This window comes from Burkholderia sp. Bp8984, assembly GCF_003853755.1.
Taxonomy (GTDB): domain Bacteria; phylum Pseudomonadota; class Gammaproteobacteria; order Burkholderiales; family Burkholderiaceae; genus Burkholderia.
Map to the genome: position 1 here is coordinate 32,663 of NZ_QTQN01000041.1, position 22,224 is coordinate 54,886.

The following is a 22,224-nucleotide window of genomic DNA, read 5'->3' on the forward strand; positions in this document are numbered from 1 at the left end:
CATGCGCGCACTTCAATGGCACGGCCCGCGCGACATCCGCCTGGTCGATCTCGACACGCCGCGCGCCGGGCCCGGCGAGGTTCGCATCGCGGTCGCGTATTGCGGCATCTGCGGCAGCGACCTGCACGAATACGCGGACGGCCCGCACGCGATTCCCATCGACGCGCCGCATCCGCTGTCCGGCCGCACCGCGCCGCTGACGCTCGGTCATGAGTTCTGCGGCACCGTCGTCGAAGTCGGTGCGGGCGTCACGACGCTGGTCCCCGGCGACCGCGTGGCGGTCGAGCCCGAGTATCACTGCCACCAGTGCGCGTATTGCCGCGCAGGGTCGTACAACCTGTGCGTGTCGATGGGCTTCGCCGGCCTGATGGGCGACGGCGGGATGGCCGATTTCGCGGTCGTGCCGGCCTACATGCTGCACCGCCTGCCCGACGACGTCAGTCTCGAACAGGCCGCGGTGATGGAACCGGCGGCCGTCGCGCTGCACGCGCTGCGGCGCGGCGAACTGCGGCTCGGCGACACCTGCGCGGTGTTCGGGCTCGGGCCGATCGGCCTGCTGCTGGTCATGCTCGCGAGACTGCAGGGCGCGACGACCATCGTCGCGGTCGACGTGTCGCCCGAGCGGCTCGCGGCGGCCGCGCGCTTCGGCGCGACGCACGCGTTCGACGCGCGCTCGCTCGACGCCCCGGTGCTGCGCGACGCGATCCGCGAAGCGGCGGGCGGGCTCGGCGTCGACGTGAGCTTCGAGGCGGCCGGCCTGCCGGCCACGTTCGAGGCGGCGATGCAGGGGCTGCGCAAGGGCGGCCGCCTCGTGATGGTCGGCCTGATGCCGCATGCGGGCTTCGATGCGTTCCGCGCGGTCAACGACGAGCTGACCTTCACGGCGAGCGTCGGCTACCGGCACGTGTACGAAGACCTGCTGCGGCTGATCGGGTCGGGCGCGCTCGATCTCACGTCGATCGTCACGCGCACCGTCTCGCTCGAGGACGCCGTCGGCGACGGCTTCGACGCGCTGCTCGCCGATCGCGCGCAGATCAAGATCCTGGTTGCACCATCGCGCCGGCATGCGCGCCCTGTTCACACCGTCGGGAGCATCGAACATGAGCCGCCCCTGGTCGTTTGACGGCAAGACCGTCGTTGTCACGGGCGGCACGTCGGGCATCGGCGCGCGCACCGCGTGGCGTTTCGCGGAAGCGGGCGCGTCGGTCGTCGCGCTCGGGCTCGATGCCGCCGGCCCGCATGCGCCGGTGCATCCCGGCATCGGCTGCGTCGAGCTCGACGTGACCGACGACGCAGCATTGACGCGGCAGATCCGCTCGCTGCAGCGCGTCGACGTGCTCGTCAACGGCGTCGGCATCAGCCGGCACGCGGACGAATACCGGATGGACCAGTTCGAACTCGTGCTGAACGTGAACCTGACGTCGGTGATGCGGGCGTCCGACGCCGCGCTGCCGGCACTCTCGGCGAACGGCGGCAGCATCGTCAACGTCGCGTCGATGTACACGTACTTCGGCAGCAAGGATCGCCCGGCATACAGCGCGAGCAAGGGCGGCATCGCGCAACTGACGCGCTCGCTCGCGCAGGCGTGGGCCGAGCGCGGCATCCGCGTGAACGCCGTGGCGCCCGGCTGGATCGACACGCCGCTCAGCAGCGGGCTGATGGCCGACGCGCAGGCGTCGCGGCGGATTCTCGATCGCACGCCGCTCGCGCGCTGGGGCACGGCCGACGAGGTCGCGGACGTGATCCTGTTCCTGTGCTCGCCCGGCGCATCGTTCGTCACCGGCGCGATCGTGCCGGTGGATGGCGGGTATTCGACGGTCTAGCGCCGGGCGCGCGAGGGCATCGGCGCAGGAGGTGTGCGTCGGTGTCCGCGTGCCGGAATGCCGGCGTGCCGTTTTCGGCTTACGTTTTCGGCTCCTGCTTTCGGCTCCTGTTTCCGGGCGCGACCCGATCGACCGTTGCACGTTTCACTATCTTCATATCAATCAGTAGTCCAATCAAAAATATTCCGGCGTGACCGGACATGTGAGGAGCACTTTGGAGATGACGAAAAAGACCTTGCTGGCCCTCGCGGCCTGCACGATTCCGGCCGCCTCGTTCGCGCAGAGCAGCGTGACGATGTTCGGGCTGCTGGACGCCGGCCTCAGCTACGTGAGCAACGAAGGCGGCCACGGCAACGCGAAATTCGACGACAACATCTTCTTCCCGAACCTGCTTGGTTTCGAGGGCAAGGAGGACCTCGGCGCCGGCACGTGCGCGATCTTCCGGCTCGTCGATCAGTTCTCGCTCGCGAACGGATCGATGATCGGCGGCGGCCTGTTCGCGCGCACGGCCTATGTCGGGCTGCAGAACGACCGCTACGGCACGCTCACGCTCGGCAACCAGTACGAGTTCATGGTCGACGCGCTGGCCGCGAGCGGCAACGAGATCGCGCAGGATCTCGTCGGGCTGTACGGCTTTCGCAACGGCCCGTTCGACAAGCTCGCGCTGCCGAACAACCCGACCGGCGCATTCGACTGGGATCGCGTCGCGGGCAGCAACCGCGTCGCGAATTCCGTGAAGTACACGAGCGCGTCGATCTCGGGCCTGACCTTCGGCGCGCTGTACGGCTTCGGCAACGTCGCGGGATCGGTCGGCGCGAACAATACGGTCAGCGTCGGCGCGAGCTACGACAACGGCCCGTTCGGCGCCGGCGCGGCCTATACGAACCAGAAGTACGGCGCGGCGGGCGGGCTGCCGGCCACCACCGTGCGCAACTGGGGCGCGGGCGCGCACTACACGCTCGGCACGGTCACGGCGAAGGCGCTCTTCACGACCGTGCACAACGCGTGGAACGGCGCGGGCGCGTGGTCGGCGGAAGCCGGCGCCGCGTGGCATCCGTCGCCGGTCTGGGTGATCGGGGCGAGCTACACGTACATGAAGGGCAACGACACGCTCGACAACGCGCATGCGCACCAGTTCCTGGCCGGCGTCCAGTACTGGCTGTCGAAACGCACGATGGTGTATGTCGCGGGCGTGCATCAGCGTGCAAGCCACGGCAGCAACGCGCAGATCAACGGCGTGATGGATGCGAACGGCGCGTCGAGCGGCGCGCTGCAGTCGGTCGCGCGGATCGGGTTCAGTACGCGGTTCTGATCGACGTCGGCGTTGAACGGAAAACGCCCGCCCGGTCGATGCCGGGCGGGTTTCCGTTGGCGGGTCATGTCGTCAGAAGCGAAGCCGTCAGAAGCGAATGGTCACCGATTTCGGCTCGGTATAAGCGTCGATGAACGACGAGCCATACTCGCGTCCGATACCGGAGCCCTTCGCGCCGCCGAACGGCACGGCCGGGTCGACCAGCGTGTGCATGTTCACCCACACGGTGCCGGCTTCGATCCGCGGCACGTAGCGCAGCGCCTTCGACAGGTCGTTCGTCCACAGGCTCGCGGTCAGCCCGAACGGCGTGTCGTTCATCATCGCGATCAGTTCTTCCTCGTCGTCGAACGGCACGAACGCGCCGACCGGCCCGAAGATCTCCTTGCGATACGAAGCCGATTCCAGCGAGCGCGGCAGCACGATCGTCGGCTTCACGTAGAAGCCGTCACGCGCATACGCACCGCCGCCGGTGACGATCGTATCGCCCTCCATGCGCGCGAGCTCGAACGCGTCGAGACACTTGCGGAACTGCGGCTCGTTGCAGACGGGGCCGATCATCCCGGCGTCGTCCATCGGGTCGGCCGGCTGGAAGCTGTCCAGGCGCGCCTTCATCTTCTCGACCACTTCGTCGAACTTCGCGCGATGCACGAAGAAGCGTTCCGCCGACGCGCACACCTGCCCGCTATGCAGGAACCCGGCTTCGACGATGCCGTCGAGGATCTTGTCGACCGGCGTATCCGGCAGGAACGCCGCCGCGTTCTTGCCGCCCAGTTCGAGCGTGAAGCGCGTGAAGTTCGCGTTGACGGCCTCCGCGCCGATGATGCGGCCGGTCGGCACCGACCCCGTGAACGACACCTTCGCCACGCGCGGATCGCGGATCACCTTCGCGCCGACCTGGCCCGTGCCGTTGATCACGTTGAGCGTGCCGGGCGGCAGGCCGGCTTCGGTCGCCAGTTCGGCGATGCGCAGCATCGTGAGCGGCGTGAACTCCGACGACTTGATGAGCACCGTGTTGCCGGTCGCGAGCGCCGCGCCGAATTTCCATACCGGGATCATCACCGGGAAATTCCACGGAATGATCCCGAACACGACGCCCAGCGGTTCGCGCAGCGTGAACGACGTGTAGCGCTCGCCGTTCATGCTCGGGAACGACGGGGCGAGCGTTTCGCCCGCGATCTTCGTCGCCCAGCCCGCGTAATAGCGCAGCCAGCGAGCCGACCAGCCGACTTCGATCACGCGCGACAGCCCGATCAGCTTGCCCGACTGCGCGGTTTCGATCTGCGCGATCTCTTCGCCGTGCGCGTCGATCAGGTCGGCGAAACGCAGCAGGATGCGCTCGCGATCGGCCGGCGTCAGGCTGGCCCACTCGCCGCGGAACGCGCGATGCGACGACGCGACCGCGGCCTCGACGTCGTCGTCGGTCGCCTGCGCGACGGAGCCGATCACCGCGCGCGTCGACGGATCGCGCACGTCGATCCGCTCGCCGCGGCCGGCTACCGCCCGGCCGTCGATGTAGTGACCGTGTTCGCGCGCGAGAAACGCGCTGACTTCGTCCAGCATCCGTACCCGTGCCATCTGTATCCCTCCGGAATTCGAATTGAGTGAAAGGCCCGACTTGCCGGCCGCTCTTCGATTCTAGGGACGCGTCGCGCACTCGGATCGGCGTTGCGTGCACACTTTTGGCTTCAGCGTGCAGATCGGTGCGATGCAGCGGTTTCCCTGTGGAAACCGCCATTGACGCTGAAAGTCGCTGCTGCCGACGATGATTGCGTTTCGCCCCCGCGTCCAAGCCGAATGCATTAAGCTCGACGCATTCCCCGGCCCTCTCCCTCTTCCGGCAATGGCACACGAACTCGTCGTCGACGCCAGCAACAGCAACGCGAATCTGCGCGACCTGATCGCGGACAGCTTCCTGCCGCTGCTCTTTCACGACACCGGCCCGCAGTTCCGGATGTCGGTGCGGGTTGCCACGGTCGGCGGCCTGCGGATGGCGGAGGTCGACACCACCGCGATCCGCGTCGATCGCGACCGCTCGCTCGCGTCGCGCGCCGACAGCGACTGCTACAAGATCCTGTTCCAGATCGCCGGACAAAGCCGCGTCACGCAGCGCAACGCGGCGTCGACGGTCAATCCCGGCGAGTGGGTGATCTACGATGCGACGCAGCCGTACATGATCGAATCGGCGAACGCGTCGCGCTTCGTCGCGGCGTTGACGCCGCCGAGAAGCGGCACGATGTGGCGCTGGTTCGTGGAGCGCGCGGGCGTGCAGGTCCGTCGAACCGTCGGCAATGCGCAATTGGCGCTTCAATCGATCCATTACCTGATGGACGGACAGGTGCCGAACGATCCGGAAAGCCTGTTCGGCTTCGAGCAGTCGACGCTGATGCTGCTCGATTCGGTGATCCGCCGCGAGGCGAGCGATTCGCTGAGCGGCGCCGATGCGCGCAGCGCGACGCTGCGGATGAATGCGGAAATCCACCTGTCGCACCACTACAGCGATCCCGACCTGTCGCCGGACAAGCTCGCGAGCGCGCTGAACGTGTCGCGGCGCACGTTGTACAGCGCGCTGGCCGCGACCGGGCGGACGCCGCAGAGCCTAATCCAGGAATACCGGCTGCAGGCGAGCAAGCGCGCGCTGGAGGATCCGGCGGATCCCAACCGCAACCTGCTGGAGCTGGCGATCGCGTGCGGCTTCTCGGACATCACGCATTTCGGGCGCGCGTTCAAGGCACGGTTCGGATGCAGCCCGGGCGCGTATCGCATCGCATGTCGCGGTATTTCGGAGGCGTGAAGCGGGATCGCCGCGAACTGCAGCGATTTCGATGAACGATCCCGGGGTCGACGCTCGCGTGCTCCGGGGAAATATGCATCATCAGCAGCCTCGCATCGCCGCCCGGTGTCGACCACACGTGCATTCGTGTCATCCCGGCACGGTTCGACGACGTCGGCCAACGCACATGCGATCGTCCACTTGCGATTCCGGCGTGTCGGCTCGACGGTCCGTTACTGCAAAAAATCGGCGACACCACGCGTATCGCCCCGTCCGGCCTCCGCACAAGTCATTCAACATGATCAGCATTCAATGCGACGCTTGAGGCCGACACTATGTGCAACATGAGATTCAATCAGGCCCAACTTCCACTCGACGAGCTCCGCATCTTCACCTGATTCGATCACTCGAAAATAATATGCACTACTACGGTGCCAATCCATAGTGCTGACTACCCATTGATGCATCATTTGATGTCTGACATTCTGGAAGCGTGTCAGCGATGCATGGAATGTAACAAACATGAATGGATTTCGTCTTGAAAATGAAATTTCTTGCGCATGCAACGTAGACGGCCCGGACCTTGCGCCCCGCACACGTTCGAAGACGGAATCTCCTGTTGTTTCGCCCGACGAAACAGCCCCCGCACGCCCCGACTGTCTCAGGATTGCCCGCCTGATCGATGTCCTTCGGACACCGGCATGCCATTTCGACGAGAACGGGCGGGTCGTGAGCATCAACGATGCATGGCTTGCCTACGCGGATCGCTCCGCCGAGGCCACGTATCGACTCCAATGGACGGAGTTGATCCATCCGGAGCACCGATGCACCGCCGAGTCGACACTTCACGCGGCGCAACCCGGCTCGGTACACGAAACGCTGGAGTGCCGGCTGGCGGGTTCCCACGGCATCGACCAGTGGTTCACCGTCGACCTTCACCGTGTCGACGACGGATGGCTCTGCACCTGCACGAATATCCACGACCTGAAGGCCAAGGAAATCGAACTGAAGAGTCACACGTCGATACAGACAGACATGCTGAATATCAGCATCGACTGCATCAAACTGATTTCGCCGACAGGCAACGTGCTGCACATGAACCGCGCCGGATGCCAGGCGCTGGGCGTCGACGAAGACTCGGGATTCGGTATGCCGTGGCTGCCGCTCCTGCCCGAAGACGTGTGGCCCGACGGAAATGTCGCGCTCGAATCCGCCAGGAACGGTGTGTTCGGCAGGTTTCCCGGGCGCAGCGAGCGTCCGGGGCGCGACGTTCAATACTGGGACAACATGCTGACGCCGATCTTGGACGCCGATGGAAAAACGACCGCCATTCTGTGTGTTTCGAGAGACGTGACGCGCGAGCGCGTGGCGCTCGATCTGCTTCGGCGAAGCGAAGAAAGGCTGGCCATCGCGGCCCGCGTCGGCGGACTGGGAATCTGGGACTACGACATCGCATCGGACACACTGCACTGCGACGAGAACTGGCATCGAATCATGGGCCACGCTCCCGGGACGGCGATTACCTCGATCGACCAGTTTCGCGCGTTGATTCATCCGGACGACGTCGACAAGGCGATGAAGGTCACTCGGACCGCGGAGGAATTCAATTCGTTCGGCAGGGATTATCGCGTCGAGTATCGCGTCATTCAGCCCAACGGCGAGATTCGATGGGTTCAGTCCACCGCCTATCCGCAGCATGAAGACGGCGTGACCCAGCGAACGATCGGGTTCGTGCTCGACGTGACGAAGATTCGTCTGGCGGAGCGGCGCCGGGAGGCATGGCTGCACTTCATTTCCCACGACATGCGCTCGCCTCAGGCATCGATTCTCGCGTTGATCGATCTTCAGCGAGCCGCTGAACCGGCCCCGCCCGCCAAGGACCTGCTCGATCGAATTGCCGCGTACGCGCGCCGTACGCTGGCACTGGCCGACGACTTCGTTCTGCTGGCGCGCGCCGAAGCACCGACCTGGTCACTGGTGGAAACGGATATCGGCAGCGTGGTACTCGATGCGATCGACGAACTGTGGGCACTCGCTCAAGCGCGCGGCATCCGGCTCGACGTGAACGTCGGGGACGAGATCTGCATCGCACGCGTGGAACCCTTCCTGCTGATGCGCGCGGTCGTCAATCTCGTGAGCAATGCCATCAAGTTCAGTCCTGGCAATGCGACGGTAACCGTGCGCCTGACCGGCGTCGAACATGGCTACGCCATTTCCGTTGCAGACCACGGGCCCGGCATATCGGCCGAAGCCCAACAACGTCTGTTCGAGCCATTTCAACGGCTGCAAGTCGAACCGCCTCGTTACCCTTCGGGCGCCGGTCTCGGGCTGGCTTTCGTGAAGACGATCGCCAAGCGCTATGGCGGCAACATCGATTTGCATACCCGCCCGGGCGAAGGCTGCACGTTCATCCTGACGTTGCCGGGTGTCTCGTCGATACAGGACGGTGCCTGATGCCGGTTCCTTGAAGCGTCGCCCCGCCACGCGCCCGCAAGATGCCACGTACTCTGAAGCGGTGTCAGTCCATGCGGGCTCGCGCTTTGGATATTGAAACGATCGACCACCGACGCCTCATTCGCGGTTCCCGGTTTCCGACCAGTCATTAGGAACGCCCGTCACCGGCTTCATTGCGACATCAATGCGGCGGGCGGTCCCTGGTCGACAGGTCCGTGTACCGGTCAACTACGCAGGAACGCAAGAAGGTCCTGGTTGAGCTGAGCCTTGTGCGTTTCGGTCAAACCGTGCGGCGCCCCCTTGTAAATCTTCAGAATGGCGTGCGGAACCAGTTTCTTCGTGGCGCGCCCGCCGACGTCGACCGGCACGACTTGATCGTCGTCCCCGTGCACGATCAACGTCGGCATGTCGAACTTGCTCAGATCCGAAGAAAAGTCCGTTTCCGAGAATGCCCGCACCGAGTCGTAAGTGTTCTTGAAGCCCCCCATCATTCCCTGGCTCCACCACGAGTCGATCATCCCCTGAGACACCTTGGCGCCGGGACGGTTGAAGCCATAGAACGGGCCGCTGGCAATCTCCCTGAACAACTGTGACCGGTCAGCAACCATCCCGGAACGGATGGCATCAAAAACCTCTATCGGTACCCCCTGCGGATTGGCGGGAGTCTTGAGCATCAACGGCGGAACGGCCGAAATCAGCCCGACTTTCGTCACGCGCGAGCCACCATGGCGGCCGATATAGCGCGTGACTTCGCCCCCTCCGGTCGAAAAGCCGATCGCCGTCACGTTCTTGAGGTTCAGCCTGTCAATGACGGCAGCCAGGTCGTCGGCGTAGTGGTCCATGTCGTTGCCGTCCCACGGCTGGCTTGATCTTCCATGCCCACGCCGGTCATGAGCAATCACCCTGAAGCCGTTCGACGCAAGGAAAAATGCCTGGTTGTCCCAACTATCAGAACTAAGGGGCCAGCCGTGGCTGAGTGTGACTACCGGAGCGTCCTTCGGTCCCCAGTCCTTGTAGAAAATTTCCACGCCGTCCCTGGTGATGATCCTGTCCGCCGATTGATTTCTCCTCGCGCCGGAAACCGCAGTGGACTTCGACAAGCGCCCGGTGGTTGCGTCCGCTGCAGCCGGTACAACGGCAGCGACGGTTGCCAGAACACCGCCCAGCATCAGACCTCGACGGCTGGCATCGTCGGGAGACAGGTGAGAATCAGGCTTCATGCAATATGCTCCTGTTGTGGAAGAAATCGTCATGCCGGCCGATCGATCGGCCAGACGAACCCGCCGCGCCGTTGGCGAATTTCAGATACAAGCACGCGCTCACGAGGCGATTGGAACTCGCGATCATGTTTGCTCGATATGGCGGGAATCGTAGGACGGCCATTAACCCGGCGGTAGCTACGTAGAAGTGCTCACGGTGTTGTTCAAACAGCACCAATCCGCGCGTCTCAACATGCCCTCGCCCGGACCAACTCAGGACATGTGGGGGATTGCGGCGTGAAGATGAACGCGGTCGGCCATCGAGATTTCGACGCCGGAGCAGACGCCGGGCCGAATATCCGCACCTCACGCATATCGACAGGAATCACTCGACGATTTTGTCTCGCCGGCCAAATTTGAGCGTCTCATTCATGTCGGCCCATGTTCCTTCTCGCGCTATCTGGATCGAGCGAGCTGTTGCGAGACGAAATCGATGAATATTCTCGCGCGGGCGGGCAAACCTTTTCCGAATGCGTGCAGCGCAATGACCGGCACCGCACTCAACTTCACGTCAGGCAGCACCTCTGTCAACCGGCCGGAATCGAGATCAGGCTGTACTGCCGTTCTCAGAATCTGGGCGATACCGAGTCCGTTCAATGCAGCCACTCTCATCGCATCACCATTGTCGGCATCGAACATGCCATCGATGGGGATGCTCGTTCCGTCGGCAAAAACGATCGGTACGACGCGTCCGTCGAGTTTGTAACGCACATGAAGATGCGCAACGAGATCGTCCTTTCCCTTGGGCATGCCATGCTTGAGCAGATAGTTCGGGGAAGCCACGAGCACCAGCGGCAAGCTCATCAGCGTGTGCGCATAGAGTCTGCTATCGACGGCGCGCCCGGCTCTGATGGCGATATCGAAGCCCTCACGGATCACATCGACGTGACGATCGCTGATGTTGACTTCGAGTGACAATTCGGGATTGCTGCCCATCAATTCCCGCGTGATCGGCTCGAGCAGGGTCCGCCCCAGATCGACTGGAAGGCTCACGCGCAACTTTCCTACCGCTTTTTCAGGCGTCGTCAGAACGTCGCTCGCATCCTCGAGACCTCGCATGAGCGGCGCAACGCGCTCATAGTATGTTTGCCCTTCGCTCGTCAGGACGAACGCCCGCGTCGACCGCTGAAACAGCGTTACGCCGAGCCGCTTCTCCAGCCTTGCGACGCTCCTCGACACGGCGGACGGTGTCGTTTCGAGCGACCGTGCCGCGGCCGTGAACGATCCTGCCTCGACCGACCTCACGAACGCTGGAAGACCGCTGAATTTCTCGAATGCCATTCGTGACTCTTCGGCAAAATTGATAGTTCCGTTGCATGACTACAGCACTCGAAGTCCCCGGACTATATTGGCGCCGTACGCCAGATCGGCGCGAAACAACGGAGATTTCAATGAATCGACTCGCAAACAAGGTTGCCGTCATTACGGGTGGCAACAGTGGAATCGGGTATGCCACGGCAAGGCTGTTCGTCGAGGAAGGTGCAAACGTCGTCATCGTGGGCCGTCGCTCCGAGGCCGTGACCGCGGCCGTGGCGGAACTCGGAAATCGCGCGACGGGACTGACAGGAGATCTCGCCGATCTTCGAACGCACGATCGCGTCGCAACCCTGGTAGCCGAACGGTTCGGCGGCGCCGACATATACGTCGCGAATGCCGGCGTCAATACGATCGCACCGTCGAGCCAGGTGGGCGTCGAGTCGTATGACGAACATTTCGCCACCAATACCAGAGCCGTGTTCTTCGGCGTGCAAAAGATCGCGCCCCACGTGCGCGACGGCGGAGCGATCCTGTTGACGAGTTCGATCGCCAGTTCCAAAGTGTTCGACGGACATGCCGTTTATGCGGGAACGAAGGCCGCCATCGAAGCATTTGCCCGCAGCTGGGTGCTCGAATTCAATACCCGCGGCATCCGGGTCAACGTAATCAGTCCCGGTCCCACCGACACCCCCATTCTTTCCAAGCTCGGTATCGAATCCGCTGACCGACCGGCATTCGAGGCTGCCGTCTCTGACAGCATCCCGCTCGGCCGTTTCGGCCGCCCGGAAGAACTGGCTCGCGCCGCACTGTTTCTCGTCAGCAGCGAAGGGAGCTTCGTCAACGGCGTGAACCTGAATGTCGACGGCGGGATGTCGCTGCGCTGACCTCCCGCCAGGGCGCTCACTCTGCCGCTCGGCGATACATCGCAACGTAGCGTGCCCGTGCAAGCACTTTTCCGTGCATCTGATAGGCAACGAGGGCCGGGCTCGATGTGGCGTTCACGTCGATACTTGGCACGGCGAGCGCCGATGCCGTGACGATGTATCGGTGCGATTCCCCCTGAGGCGGGCAAGGGCCGCCGTATTTCGCCGCCCCGAAGTCGGTCAGCGTTTCGATGGCCCCGGCAGGCATCCGCTTCGGATTGCCGGACGCGCCTTTTTCGATCGACGCTTCCGACGCCGGTATATTGACGACGCCCCAATGCGTCCAGCCCAGCCCGCCGGTCGGGGCGTCTGGGTCGTGAATGGTCACGACGACGCTCTTCGTTCCATGAGGAAGATGGGACCACGAAATGCGTGGCGAGACGTTGTCGCCGTGGCAGCCGAATCCGCCGTAGACCTGTTCGTTCTCGAACCGGCCGCGGTTCAGGCCATCGACTTTAACGGAGAACGCACCCGCGACAGCGATCGTCGGCACGATCGACAAGAGCATTGCAGAGCAGAGGGTCGAGCGCGGAAAGAAGTTGAATCGCACGGTGTACTCCGTTGAAAAGGAGGGCGCTTCTGCAGGGGGCGAGAACGACCCGGCCGAGCGGGGCGGGACGAGACGACACTTGCGCTGCCAGGGTGCTGACGCGCATGCCGCCCGCCCCAAGATCACCGTGCAGGCTTGCGTGCGTTCGCCCGACCAAGTACGGACGCGTCCCGCATCGGCCGCCGACGTTCAAAAATCAATCAGTAGTCCCACAGAACAGGCACAAAGCTGAAACCGTTCCCCTTCTTTGCAACGTGGCCGACGGACGGGAACGCGACATGTGCCGCGGCCAGCAGAGCGCCGGTCTCGGCGGCTTCGTTCAACAGCGAGATACGTACGTCCACAGCGGCTTCAGGATCGTGCTCGAAGCCGTTTTGCCAGTCGGGATTGTCGAAGTTGACTTCGAAAATCGCGTCGCCCACGAACGTCAGCTTCTCGCCGTTCGATGCGACATCCACCACGCAGTGCCCCGGCGTGTGCCCCCCCGTCACGCGCGCCGACACACCCGCTGCAACTTCCACGGCCCGATCGAACTGCACGATGTTTTCGCGATAGAGTTCCACGAACTTCGAAGCTGCCTTGCGGAGCGCGGGAGGAACCGTTTCCGGCATCACCGTCTTGCTGAAATCCGGATTTTTCCAGAACGCCACTTCCTCGGCCGATACATGAATGCGCACGTCCGGACGCAGCCTGGCCTTGATACCGTCGACGTTCAGCCCGCCGACGTGATCCATGTGCATATGCGTAATCACGATATCGGTGATCGCAGCCAGGTCGATGCCGGCCGATTCCAGTCGCATCACCGACTTCCCTGCACGCGTGAAGTACTCAAATCCGTCGCCGACACCCGAGTCGATCAGGATCAGGCGTTCGCCGCTACGCACGAGTGCGATGTTCAGTGCCCAGTCGAACATGTCACGTTGCAGGAAACGGCCGTCGAACCACTCGTTTCTGTCTGCTTCGCTCACGTTGGTGGACATGGTGGAAGTCGGCAGCGGCAGAACGCCGTCGCTGATCAGCACGACGTCGACGTTACCCACGCGCACGGCGTAACGGGAAGGCACGAGTTCTCCCGATCCTTCTTTGCCGAGCCCGGAGGTAACCGGCTGCACATTGCGGGTCGTTTCGCTCATCTTCGATTGTCCTGTTGGTCAAGTGGGTGAGGCGCTCGGCGCGGCGCGATTCACGAGCGCGGCCACGAATTTCGCTCGCCTGGTTTCGCTCGCATTTCAACCGAACGTGAGACGGATTGTAGTCAGGGGGAGGCAAACGCCAGTAGCGTCGGGAATGCACACACCGCGTTGTCCAACCGGCAACAATCGACGTCCGGCAGGCAACACGAGCCGATCCGTCACCCGTCGTGTTTGAGCGTTCGACCGGATCCTTCGACAGGAGGTGGATTTCAGCGCAAATCAGTTCACCGTCGGCGCCGACCTTTTTTCTCTCGAAGGGCAACGCCGACGTGCATGTGTCCAACCGCTGGCGCTAGCGCGGTTCAGCCGTCAGTTGCCGCAACTGTTCGAGCAGCTTGACGGCAGGACTCGGCAACAAACCGTGCCGACGCCGAAATGCGGTCAACGTGCGCCGCCCGACTACCCCCGGCAATTCGAGCGTATCGAACACCCCCGCCTTGCTCTCCGTCACGTACATCGGTTCGGCCATCCAGCTCAGAAAACCGGATCGGGCGACGAGACTCTTCAGCACGGTGATCGATCGGGTTTCGACCACGACGTTCGGCAAGCCGAGCCCGTTTGCGACGAACACCTGCTGCATGTGCTCGAACGGCGCGGTGCCGCGCGGCGGGATCGCCCACTGCTGATCCAGCGTATCGGCCAGCGTGATCCCGGGCTTTGCCCGCAGCGGGTGATCGAGCGCCGCCACCACGTAGCTGTTGTCCTCCCAGCGACAGTCCTCGATCGCGACGATCTCCTCGGTGTCGGGCATCACCATGCTGAGTGCGAGATCGATTTCGCGCTGCACCAGCGCCTCGGCAAGACGATCCCAGACGCCTTCGATGACGTGAACGCGCAAATTGGGCCACTTCTGCAACACGCCGCTCACGGCGAGCGGCAGCACGAGGCTCGCGATGCTGCCTACCGCACCGCAGCGAATCGTCCCGCGTGCGAGCCCGCGCATCGCGTCGATCTCTTCACGCGCCTGCTCCGCCTCGCGCTGCAACAGAATCGCGTGCGGCAGCAGCGCCTCTCCCACCGCCGTCAGGTGCATGCCGCGCGTATGGCGCTCGAATAAAGGGGCGCCAACCTCGTCTTCGAGCCGGCGGATCGCGCGGCTCAAGGCCGGTTGGGTGACGTGCAAGGTCTCGGCCGCGCGCCCGAGACTACCGGCCGAGGCGATCGTGACGAATGCGTGAAGCTGCTGGAGATTGAAAGTCATGCCTGAAGGTAATGCCTTTTTGTGAAATCGGCAATTTCGGATTCTTCCTGATGTTTCGATAATGCGTTCACCTGAACCGTACTGAACGACAGGAGACTTCAATGGAGCTCAGCCTCCCGCCGCTAGGCGCCCCGGCAGTTTCCGCCGCGCGCGCTTGCGCCCGGTCCGGGTGAGAGCGCATGTCGGTCGCCTTCGCGCTGCACGCGCCGAGTGAAGCCCGTCTCGCCGAGGACATCGGCGTCGAAGAAATCCAGGAGACAAACGATGAAGACAGTGTCGATGCTCATCGACGGTGAGGTAGCGTCACGCGCGCCCGCCGCCGCCGCCGGCGTCGAGGATGCCGAGGCAGCGGTGGACGCCGCGGCCCGCGCATTCCCGATCTGGTCGGGATTCGGCCCGCTCAAGCCGGGCAGCGGCTTCCGGTGCTTCGGCGGCCGCGCGGGTGTCGCGGAATTCACCGACTTGCGGGGGATTACCCTGCAGAGCACTCTCCACCACGATCCGTTCTGAGGAGCACGCCATGCAGATCGCCATTCTGGGTGCCGGTGCGATGGGTTCGTTCTTTGGCGGCCGCCTCGCGCTTGCGGGGCATTCGGTCAGCCTGCTCGATATCGACGACGCTCATCTCGCATCGATTCGCAGCCACGGCCTGCGGCTTTCGACCGATTCCGGCGAGCAAATCGTGCGCAATCTCGTCGCACTGAGGCCGGAGGAGGCCGGCGAGCCCGTCGACCTCGTCATCGTCTTCACGAAGACGATGCATACGACCGCCGCACTCGCTGCCGCAAGCGCCGTACTCGGCCCCGACACCGTCATCCTGTCGTTGCAGAACGGCCTGGGGAACGCCGAACGGCTCGCCCGATCCGTCTCGCCCGACCGGGTCATGGTCGGCGTCACCACGTGGCCGGCCGACAAGTCGGAACCTGGCGCCGTCAGCTCGCATGGCCAGGGCACGATCCGGCTGATGAACGCGAACGGCACGCATACGAGCGCGCTCGAACAGACCGTGCATACGTTGAATGACGCCGGCCTCTCGTGCCATGTCGATCCCGACGTCTGGGCCGCGATTTGGGAGAAGGTTGCATTCAACGCCGCCCTCAACAGTCTGTGTGCCGTGACGCAATGCACGGTCGGCGAATTGACGAATACTCCAGACGGCGAAGAGCTGGCGCTGAAGATCGTTTCAGAGGTGATGGCCGTCGCGCGTGCGCTCGGCATTTCGGCAAGTGAAGCGCACGTGGCGTCGAATGTGCGCGATGCGCTCGCCCATCATCGTACGCATCGGCCATCGATGCTGCAGGACGTGCTGGCCGGCCGGCGCACCGAGATCGAAGCGATCAATGGCGCGGTAGTCGAGGCTGCTCGCAAGGCCGGTGTCGCGGTGCCGTATACGAACAGCCTGGCCTGCCTCGTCAGGCTCGTCGATGCGCGTACGCGTCAGTCGGGCGGCGCGACGGCTCGACACTGAAGCGCGTGGCGGTTGCCGCCAGGCGCTTCGTCGAAGCGTCCGTCCGTCGACCCATCCACGCAGCTGGCCGCGGTGCGGAGCGTCACGCAAATCGGCGCATCGGCGACGATCACCCGTTCCTCTAGACCTCGTTCTAACCGCGCCCTGAACTTCTCGAGGAACGACTCATGCGTCGAGACATGCGCACAGCGCTTGCGCGATCGCATCGAGCGGTGTGCCGGGCCCGAACGTCGCCGCGACGCCCTTCGCCTTCAGATGGCGAATATCCGCGGCCGGAAAGATGCCACCCAACACCACCGGAATCCGGGCGCGATGCAATGCCAGTTCGTCGAGCAGCCCTTCGACGAGCTCGAGGTGGGCGCCGGACAACGACGAAATGCCCACGATATCGGCGCCATGCGCCTGCACGGCTGCCGCCACGGACGCCGGTTGCTGAAACAGCGGCAGGCGCAGGACGTCGAATCCGGCGTCCTCGAGCGCGGCTGCGACGACGGCCGCACCGCGGTCGTGTCCGTCCTGGCCGAGCTTGGCGATCGCGATGCGCGGCCTGCGTCCCGCGCGTTTTGCCAGGCGGTCGACGCCGAACCGGTGATGCCGGCGAGCGAGCTGACCGACACGGCCGCGTGTACGGGCGGGTTCGGAATGCGCTTCAGCGCGTCGCTGACGACGCTCGGATCGCCGCATTGAATGTGTGCAACACGTCGATCACTTTCGACTATCTGCCGGGCAGCGGTGGGACCTCATGACGCAATCCGTGTGCAATGGTTGCGCGGCACGCGTCAGACGGATCGCGACGGGTCGAGCCGTTCTTTCGCTCCAGGACCGATAGGAAACTTCATCGCGTCGTGGAAGGGATTTTTTCTATCTTTGACTACCACGGCGCGAAGCACCCGACCAGAGCAATGCAAGCAATTGCCGCGAAGGCAGAACCGGCTCGTCAGACGAGCGCAATCCGGGCAAGCGATGCCACGCCACGCCGGGTTCGCGATGATGCTGTTGGTGATAGTTGATGTTGTACGGCCAGATAAAGAAGCGGCCCAGTAACCCGACGCGCCACGAATAAGTCCAGTCATTCCAGCCAGCCGTGACACCCGGCCCGCCGCTGTGCTCTGCAATACTACGGATCTTCTGCACCAGCGCCCCAATTGTCACAAGAGGAACGAACCAAAGCGCCGCAAGCGTCAACAGTTCGCGTACTGTGCATGCATGCAGGAGCGGCACGAGCAGGATGCCCCAAGTCGCTATCGCCGTAAGCAGCGGCAGTGACATGGACGCACCACGCCCGTTCGCACGCCGGTATGCGCGCATGTTTTTCACCATGTTGACCAGGAACAAATCACCGAGCAGTTGCCGGACGAGCGGGAGTGTGTCGAGTGGCTCGAATTTCCATGGCTGCGCGTGGTACAGATAATTCCGCTCTGGATCTTCCGAAGTCCCGACGTGACGATGGTGTGCGAGATGCAGCGGGCGATAAAACTCGATGGGCACGAGTCCCGGTACGCCGATTGCCAAGTTGATCAGAAAGTCGTTCGCGAAACGGCGGCGGGTCAAATGATAGTGTGTCGCGTCGTGATACAGAATGAATAACGCGTGTTGCCGGGTCGCGACAACAACGGCAGCGACGAGGTAGCCTCCCCAATGCCCCACCGATAACGCAACTCGCAGCATAACTACGATACATAGCCATTCAAGCAACAATGCGGCGGCCGTACGCAGGTCAACGTCGAGACGAATGAGCACGGTCGTCGCACCGCCAACGCCAATACCGAGTGCGAGTCCCGCGAGCATGTCCGCGATCAGATGCTGCCCGGTCGTCAAAACCGTGAGCGCCAGCATTGCGCTCCACGCAGCGTAATAGCGCGCTGCACGGACACGTAGCGCAGCCAATACCACGGTTACAGCCACAGGCAGCGCAACATGCCCGCATGGACTCGCGGCGAGTGGCGCGTCGATCCGATACAGCCACGCGATCCATCCTGTCGCAGCCGGCGACCGGCTCACGGCAGTCGGCCATAGCAGATGACTGACGATGCACAGGCCTGCGGCAAGCGCACCTGCGAAAAACGCGGGCAGCAGCCAATTTCGGCATCGGCCGAACCAGACGATCGACGGCATCACGAGCGCGTAACTCAAATAAAGCGGCACGCTGGCGGACACGCGCGGAATGACCGCATCGTACGGCCCCGGACGCAACAGCGCCACGGGTGCCATCGGCGCGTGTGTGACCCAGAAGTACAGCGCACCCGACACGACGACATAGATTGCGAGCCAGCGCCACGCGTCGAACGCTGACGGTATATAGGAGGCGGAAACAGGAGGTATGGCGCGCATGTGAAAAAAGGAGCGGCTCAATCGCGTATCATGATAAATCGTTTCAGCTCGCATGAATAACGACGCTATGCCGCTTCGAGCCAGTTCCATGACACGTGCGCAGCTGCGCGACGTCGACGTTGCACATATGTACGCGCTCTACTCGACCTGTTACCGGGATACGGAACAGGCACGTTTCGAACACGATCTCGACGACAAGACACATTGCGTCATCATGCGCGATGACACCGGCAAGCTGCGCGGCTTCTCCACATTGAAACTATATGAACAGCAGTGGTGCGACACCACACTGCGCATCCTGTTTTCCGGCGACACGATCGTGGATCCGGCCTGCTGGGGCAGCCAGCAACTCGCGTTTTGCTGGATTCGACTCGCAGGTGAGCTCAAACGCAACTCGCCCGACGTGGCACTATACTGGTTTCTGATCTGCAAAGGGCATCGTACGTACCGCTACTTGCGAGCGTTCGCGCATGACTTCACTCCGCGATTCGACCGACCGACTGAGCCCGTGAATCAGGCACTGCTCGATCATCTGGCAGTTGAGCGCTTCGGGCACGCATACGACGCCGCGTCCGGCGTGCTCAAGTTTCCGGTACCGCAAGGCCGCCTCGCCCCAGCCCTCGCCGAAGTGCCGGACGTGCATCGACGGCTGCCGGATGTCGCCTATTTTCTGGAGCGCAATCCAGAATACGCATGCGGCAACGAGCTCGCCTGCCTGTGTGAACTGACGCCGGAAAACCTGCGCCCGATGGCAAGACGAATCTTCACCGGTGAATGAGCCGATGACGCGGATCCGGCTAGCCACAGCGGTCGACAACGAACGGCTCCTCGCGTTTCAAACACGTTACGCGATGCTAAGCGGGATGCCGCTTCGCTTCGATCGCTCGCCGGATTACTCCGCACTGCATCGGTGTCATTCGAACGACTATCGAACCTGGCTCGCGGAGGACAGCGCCGGGCGCGTCAAAGGAATAGCCAGCATGGTCGTTCGCGACGGCTACATCGCCGGCGAGAAACAGCGCATCGCTTACCTCGGCGACTTGCGCATCGCACCCGATCGCGAACTGGCGCACACGTGGGTCGACTATGTCGTCGATCGCCTCGCTGATCTCGCCCGGCACGAAGATGTGCAGCATACGTACTGCTGCGTCATTCGCGACAACAGGATCGCAACGCAATCGCTATTCAAGACAGGCAAGCGGACCCGGCTCGGATTTCGACATTGGCGCGGCTACAGTAACGTGTCGATCTATGCGCGGCGTATCGCTGCGCGGAGCGCCAGTTCCGTCAGGATCACGAACGCGTCGGCCGCCGACGCCGACGCGCTCCGCGCATTTCTGGACCAGGAGTCGCGTTCCCAACCCTTCGGTTGCGTCTTTACGGCGGACGAATTCGCGCGCCGCCTGAACGTCTGGCCCGACTTTGGAATCGAGCGCTTTCTGGTCGCACGTAACGCGCAGCGGCGTATCGTGGGCTGCGTTGCTCCGTGGGATGCAGGACGTATCAAGCGCATCGTGTTGGAACGTCTGCCGCGCTCGCTCGGTGCGCTGCGTCACGGCTTCAACGCCATCGCGCCGTTGCTCGGACGCCCTCCCATCGCAGCACCCGGCCAGCCGCTTCAGGACATCTACCTGACTCATCTGCATGTGAGCGGACGCAACCCGGACATCGCACAGGCACTGCTCGATGCGGTCTGGCAACGAGAGCGGAGCCGCTATGCGTTGCTGCAGCTTTGCCTGTACGATCACGACCCGCTATGGCCCGCCTTGCACGGCTATCGGTACACCGCACTGCCGATGGATCTATACACGCTATCCACGCCCGGCGCGAGCGCACTTGATCCGGGCGGCACCGAAGCGATCCCGGGATTCGAAATCTATCTCGTCTGACCGCTCGCGACCGCAGCCGCTCGCGTGTCGTTCAGGAGCGCAACGAGTGCAAGCCAGAAACGCCCCGCATCGAAGCCGGCGCCGCCGAGTACAGGCTGGCCATGGTCGAGATGCGGCACGCACACTTGGGGCATGCCGCGAATCGTCTGGTGATCGAGGTAGAACTGTCCGTCATGCGCACAACCGGGACGGTAGCGGTCGAGGCGTGAGTGATGTGCGTCGAACCGGGACGTGCGTTCTATCGACCAGCTCACGACATGCACACAGTGCAGGCCACCGGGCACCGCAGACAACAGATTCGCGATGCCCGCGTCGCGCCCGCTGCCGATATCGCGCGAGCCTGCATGCAGCCAGCGTGTGCGCAGCAATCTCCCGGCGGCTCGACCCAACCATGCGGGATCGATGCGCGCCCCCCGTTGCTCGAGCAGGCCATCGACGATCGCACTCGGGCCGACGGGCGGCTGAACGAGTGCGATACCGTCGCAGCGAGCACGAAGCCCTGAATCCGCATGCAGAGCCGCCAATGCATCGAGCCCGCCCTTGCTATGGGTAAGGACGATAAAACGGCGATCAGCGGGCAAGCGCGCATACAGGTTGCGCGCGATATGCGCGCCCTGCTCGGCAACGGCGCGCGACGAGCGGACCGGCACACGAAGGACTGAGTACCGCGCGGCACGCAACGCCCGCGCAGCATGCCCGAAGCAGGCAGGTATCCATTCGGAATAGAGTCCCGCAACCAGCACGATGACGGTGTCCGGGAATGCGTGAGCGCCATGTGCGTGCCAACATTCGATGAAGCGCCCGGTCCAGTCGAGTGCTGCGGGCGCCGGTTCGAACGGCGTCAACGGGTAGTGTTGCCGCCACTCGTCGAAGCCGGACGGCGACCATGCCGGACACCGTGCGCTCATGCCGGCTCCGTTGTCACGCCATCGGCAGCGAGCGCCGCGCGGGCAGCAGCCAGCGTGGCTGGATTCCCGATTCGGGCAGGGTGAAAACGCGGCGAGAACCATGCCAGCCACGCAGGCAGCACGCGGGTAACGATGCCCGGCGCGCCGAACAGCCACCAGCCAAGCTGTGCCCAGCTTCGCCAATTGCCGGCGTCGCGGTCGGCACACGCGAGACGGACGATGAAATAGCCCAGATCGACGACGAAGCATGCCGTAACGCCGAGCATCGCCGCCGTCCGCATGAAATAGCGCTTGATCGCGCCGCCGCCGCAAGCGCGAAATACGTCGAACGCGACGGCCTTGTGTTCGGTTTCCTCTATCGCATGCCACCGCCAGATCGCGGCCATCGACGGGTCGACGCCGTCGAGAATGGCCGGATCGCGCAATAGCAGATCGGCCAGAATGGCCGTGTAGTGCTCAAGACATGCCGTGAAGGTCAATTGAAGCAGCGGCGAAGCGACACGCCGGCATTGTTGCTGCCGTCTCCGCATGAGCGCCTCGAGTGCGTCGACCGGCATGCCCTGGCGAGCCAGGCGCCGGTTATACGCGCGGTGCTCGCGGATGTGAGCGGCTTCCTGGTACAGGAAAGCATCCACTTGCGCGGCGAGCGTGCCGTCGGCCGGCAGCGCGTCGCAGTACTGCCTCACGCTATCGACAAAGAACTTCTCGCCAAGCGGAAACATGATCGAGAACGCGTCGAAAAAGCGCGTCACGCGGCGGTTGTCACGATACCAATAGCGCGGAATGTGGTCGGCGAAGCAAAAACGCGGATTGCGCCGACGGATGTCTGCCGCGTCGTTGCGGCGTTCATGCGTTGAATCGTCGGTTCGTTTGGCGTACATGGTCG

General features: G+C 63.6%; 20 protein-coding genes. 10 read left to right on the forward strand and 10 right to left on the reverse strand.

Annotation, left to right across the window (positions count from 1 at the left end):
• Position 1 precedes the first annotated feature (1 nt).
• The 3 genes from DID98_RS30565 (at position 2) to DID98_RS30575 (ending at position 3,135) form a co-directional block, all read left to right on the forward strand.
• Entirely contained in the window at positions 2-1,123 is a 1,122-nt protein-coding gene (locus DID98_RS30565; protein WP_124524100.1) for a 2,3-butanediol dehydrogenase, read from the forward strand.
• Positions 1,101-1,823: an SDR family NAD(P)-dependent oxidoreductase gene (locus DID98_RS30570; protein ID WP_124524098.1), complete on the forward strand. Its 723-nt coding sequence runs from the start codon at positions 1,101-1,103 to the stop codon at positions 1,821-1,823. Before DID98_RS30565 ends, DID98_RS30570 begins: the two co-directional genes overlap by 23 nt.
• A gap of 220 nt (positions 1,824-2,043) precedes the next feature.
• Positions 2,044-3,135: a porin gene (locus DID98_RS30575; protein WP_124524097.1), complete on the forward strand. Its 1,092-nt coding sequence runs from the start codon at positions 2,044-2,046 to the stop codon at positions 3,133-3,135.
• Between the two features lie 87 nt (positions 3,136-3,222).
• Here the strand turns inward: DID98_RS30575 and DID98_RS30580 are convergent, their stop codons facing one another.
• Positions 3,223-4,710 carry an NAD-dependent phenylacetaldehyde dehydrogenase gene (locus tag DID98_RS30580; protein ID WP_124524095.1) on the reverse strand — a complete coding sequence of 496 codons (1,488 nt, stop codon included), beginning with the start codon at positions 4,708-4,710 and terminating at the stop codon, positions 3,223-3,225.
• Between the two features lie 265 nt (positions 4,711-4,975).
• Here DID98_RS30580 and DID98_RS30585 point away from each other — a divergent pair, with 265 nt between their 5' ends.
• Together DID98_RS30585 and DID98_RS30590 are read left to right on the forward strand one after the other, a co-directional pair.
• The gene (locus tag DID98_RS30585; protein ID WP_124524093.1) at positions 4,976-5,926 is read left to right on the forward strand and encodes a helix-turn-helix domain-containing protein; all 951 of its coding nucleotides are present in this window, start codon (positions 4,976-4,978) and stop codon (positions 5,924-5,926) included.
• Between the two features lie 708 nt (positions 5,927-6,634).
• Positions 6,635-8,359, forward strand: coding sequence for an ATP-binding protein (locus DID98_RS30590; protein ID WP_185500429.1), 1,725 nt, complete (start codon positions 6,635-6,637; stop codon positions 8,357-8,359).
• Positions 8,360-8,583: 224 nt separating this feature from the next.
• On the opposite strand, the gene DID98_RS30595 is transcribed toward DID98_RS30590, so the two are convergent.
• Both DID98_RS30595 and DID98_RS30600 read right to left on the reverse strand, forming a co-directional pair.
• Entirely contained in the window at positions 8,584-9,579 is a 996-nt protein-coding gene (locus DID98_RS30595) for an alpha/beta fold hydrolase (protein ID WP_124524091.1), read from the reverse strand.
• Between the two features lie 435 nt (positions 9,580-10,014).
• Positions 10,015-10,899, reverse strand: a complete 885-nt coding sequence (locus DID98_RS30600) for a LysR family transcriptional regulator (protein ID WP_124524089.1) — start codon at positions 10,897-10,899, stop codon at positions 10,015-10,017.
• 110 nt (positions 10,900-11,009) lie between these two features.
• Here DID98_RS30600 and DID98_RS30605 point away from each other — a divergent pair, with 110 nt between their 5' ends.
• Positions 11,010-11,759 carry an SDR family NAD(P)-dependent oxidoreductase gene (locus tag DID98_RS30605; protein WP_124524087.1) on the forward strand — a complete coding sequence of 250 codons (750 nt, stop codon included), beginning with the start codon at positions 11,010-11,012 and terminating at the stop codon, positions 11,757-11,759.
• 16 nt (positions 11,760-11,775) lie between these two features.
• Here DID98_RS30605 and DID98_RS30610 read toward each other — a convergent pair whose 3' ends face one another.
• From DID98_RS30610 to DID98_RS30620, 3 genes are all read right to left on the reverse strand, one after another.
• Positions 11,776-12,306 carry a YbhB/YbcL family Raf kinase inhibitor-like protein gene (locus DID98_RS30610; protein WP_124489031.1) on the reverse strand — a complete coding sequence of 177 codons (531 nt, stop codon included), beginning with the start codon at positions 12,304-12,306 and terminating at the stop codon, positions 11,776-11,778.
• Positions 12,307-12,548: 242 nt separating this feature from the next.
• On the reverse strand, positions 12,549-13,481 hold the full coding sequence (locus tag DID98_RS30615) for an MBL fold metallo-hydrolase (RefSeq protein WP_124524085.1): 933 nt from the start codon (positions 13,479-13,481) through the stop codon (positions 12,549-12,551).
• 352 nt (positions 13,482-13,833) lie between these two features.
• Entirely contained in the window at positions 13,834-14,742 is a 909-nt protein-coding gene (locus DID98_RS30620) for a LysR family transcriptional regulator (RefSeq protein ID WP_124489030.1), read from the reverse strand.
• 264 nt (positions 14,743-15,006) lie between these two features.
• On the opposite strand from DID98_RS30620, the gene DID98_RS30625 reads away from it, so the two are divergent.
• Positions 15,007-15,252, forward strand: a complete 246-nt coding sequence (locus DID98_RS30625; protein WP_124488993.1) for a hypothetical protein — start codon at positions 15,007-15,009, stop codon at positions 15,250-15,252.
• A gap of 10 nt (positions 15,253-15,262) precedes the next feature.
• Complete coding sequence (locus tag DID98_RS30630; RefSeq protein WP_124488992.1) at positions 15,263-16,210, forward strand: ketopantoate reductase family protein; 948 nt, start codon at positions 15,263-15,265, stop codon at positions 16,208-16,210.
• A gap of 165 nt (positions 16,211-16,375) precedes the next feature.
• Here DID98_RS30630 and DID98_RS30635 read toward each other — a convergent pair whose 3' ends face one another.
• Positions 16,376-16,780, reverse strand: a complete 405-nt coding sequence (locus DID98_RS30635; RefSeq protein WP_260428124.1) for a cobalamin-dependent protein — start codon at positions 16,778-16,780, stop codon at positions 16,376-16,378.
• A gap of 291 nt (positions 16,781-17,071) precedes the next feature.
• A complete protein-coding gene (locus DID98_RS30640; RefSeq protein WP_260426311.1) occupies positions 17,072-18,631 on the reverse strand; it encodes a fatty acid desaturase family protein in 1,560 nt (519 codons plus the stop codon).
• Here DID98_RS30640 and DID98_RS30645 point away from each other — a divergent pair.
• Together DID98_RS30645 and DID98_RS30650 are read left to right on the forward strand one after the other, a co-directional pair.
• The gene (locus tag DID98_RS30645) at positions 18,630-19,319 is read left to right on the forward strand and encodes a hypothetical protein (protein WP_235879180.1); all 690 of its coding nucleotides are present in this window, start codon (positions 18,630-18,632) and stop codon (positions 19,317-19,319) included. The genes DID98_RS30640 and DID98_RS30645 overlap by 2 nt on opposite strands.
• Positions 19,312-20,430 carry a hypothetical protein gene (locus DID98_RS30650; RefSeq protein WP_260426310.1) on the forward strand — a complete coding sequence of 373 codons (1,119 nt, stop codon included), beginning with the start codon at positions 19,312-19,314 and terminating at the stop codon, positions 20,428-20,430. Before DID98_RS30645 ends, DID98_RS30650 begins: the two co-directional genes overlap by 8 nt.
• Here DID98_RS30650 and DID98_RS30655 read toward each other — a convergent pair.
• Both DID98_RS30655 and DID98_RS30660 read right to left on the reverse strand, forming a co-directional pair.
• Entirely contained in the window at positions 20,418-21,338 is a 921-nt protein-coding gene (locus DID98_RS30655; RefSeq protein WP_124488991.1) for a hypothetical protein, read from the reverse strand. The two genes, DID98_RS30650 and DID98_RS30655, sit on opposite strands and share 13 nt — an antisense overlap.
• A complete protein-coding gene (locus DID98_RS30660; RefSeq protein WP_124524083.1) occupies positions 21,335-22,219 on the reverse strand; it encodes a metal-dependent hydrolase in 885 nt (294 codons plus the stop codon). Before DID98_RS30660 ends, DID98_RS30655 begins: the two co-directional genes overlap by 4 nt.
• Positions 22,220-22,224 lie beyond the last annotated feature (5 nt).

Excerpts from the sequence above, each read along its gene's own strand:
- DID98_RS30645 (WP_235879180.1), top strand. The coding sequence starts at position 18,630 with ATGACACGTGCGCAGCTGCGCGACGTCGACGTTGCACATATGTACGCG.
- DID98_RS30640 (WP_260426311.1), bottom strand. The coding sequence starts at position 18,631 with ATGGAACTGGCTCGAAGCGGCATAGCGTCGTTATTCATGCGAGCTGAA.
- DID98_RS30615 (WP_124524085.1), bottom strand. The coding sequence starts at position 13,481 with ATGAGCGAAACGACCCGCAATGTGCAGCCGGTTACCTCCGGGCTCGGC.
- DID98_RS30630 (WP_124488992.1), top strand. The coding sequence starts at position 15,263 with ATGCAGATCGCCATTCTGGGTGCCGGTGCGATGGGTTCGTTCTTTGGC.
- DID98_RS30655 (WP_124488991.1), bottom strand. The coding sequence starts at position 21,338 with ATGAGCGCACGGTGTCCGGCATGGTCGCCGTCCGGCTTCGACGAGTGG.
- DID98_RS30620 (WP_124489030.1), bottom strand. The coding sequence starts at position 14,742 with ATGACTTTCAATCTCCAGCAGCTTCACGCATTCGTCACGATCGCCTCG.
- DID98_RS30580 (WP_124524095.1), bottom strand. The coding sequence starts at position 4,710 with ATGGCACGGGTACGGATGCTGGACGAAGTCAGCGCGTTTCTCGCGCGC.
- DID98_RS30585 (WP_124524093.1), top strand. The coding sequence starts at position 4,976 with ATGGCACACGAACTCGTCGTCGACGCCAGCAACAGCAACGCGAATCTG.
- DID98_RS30575 (WP_124524097.1), top strand. The coding sequence starts at position 2,044 with ATGACGAAAAAGACCTTGCTGGCCCTCGCGGCCTGCACGATTCCGGCC.
- DID98_RS30610 (WP_124489031.1), bottom strand. The coding sequence starts at position 12,306 with ATGCTCTTGTCGATCGTGCCGACGATCGCTGTCGCGGGTGCGTTCTCC.
- DID98_RS30660 (WP_124524083.1), bottom strand. The coding sequence starts at position 22,219 with ATGTACGCCAAACGAACCGACGATTCAACGCATGAACGCCGCAACGAC.
- DID98_RS30595 (WP_124524091.1), bottom strand. The coding sequence starts at position 9,579 with ATGAAGCCTGATTCTCACCTGTCTCCCGACGATGCCAGCCGTCGAGGT.
- DID98_RS30600 (WP_124524089.1), bottom strand. The coding sequence starts at position 10,899 with ATGGCATTCGAGAAATTCAGCGGTCTTCCAGCGTTCGTGAGGTCGGTC.
- DID98_RS30565 (WP_124524100.1), top strand. The coding sequence starts at position 2 with ATGCGCGCACTTCAATGGCACGGCCCGCGCGACATCCGCCTGGTCGAT.
- DID98_RS30570 (WP_124524098.1), top strand. The coding sequence starts at position 1,101 with ATGAGCCGCCCCTGGTCGTTTGACGGCAAGACCGTCGTTGTCACGGGC.
- DID98_RS30605 (WP_124524087.1), top strand. The coding sequence starts at position 11,010 with ATGAATCGACTCGCAAACAAGGTTGCCGTCATTACGGGTGGCAACAGT.
- DID98_RS30625 (WP_124488993.1), top strand. The coding sequence starts at position 15,007 with ATGAAGACAGTGTCGATGCTCATCGACGGTGAGGTAGCGTCACGCGCG.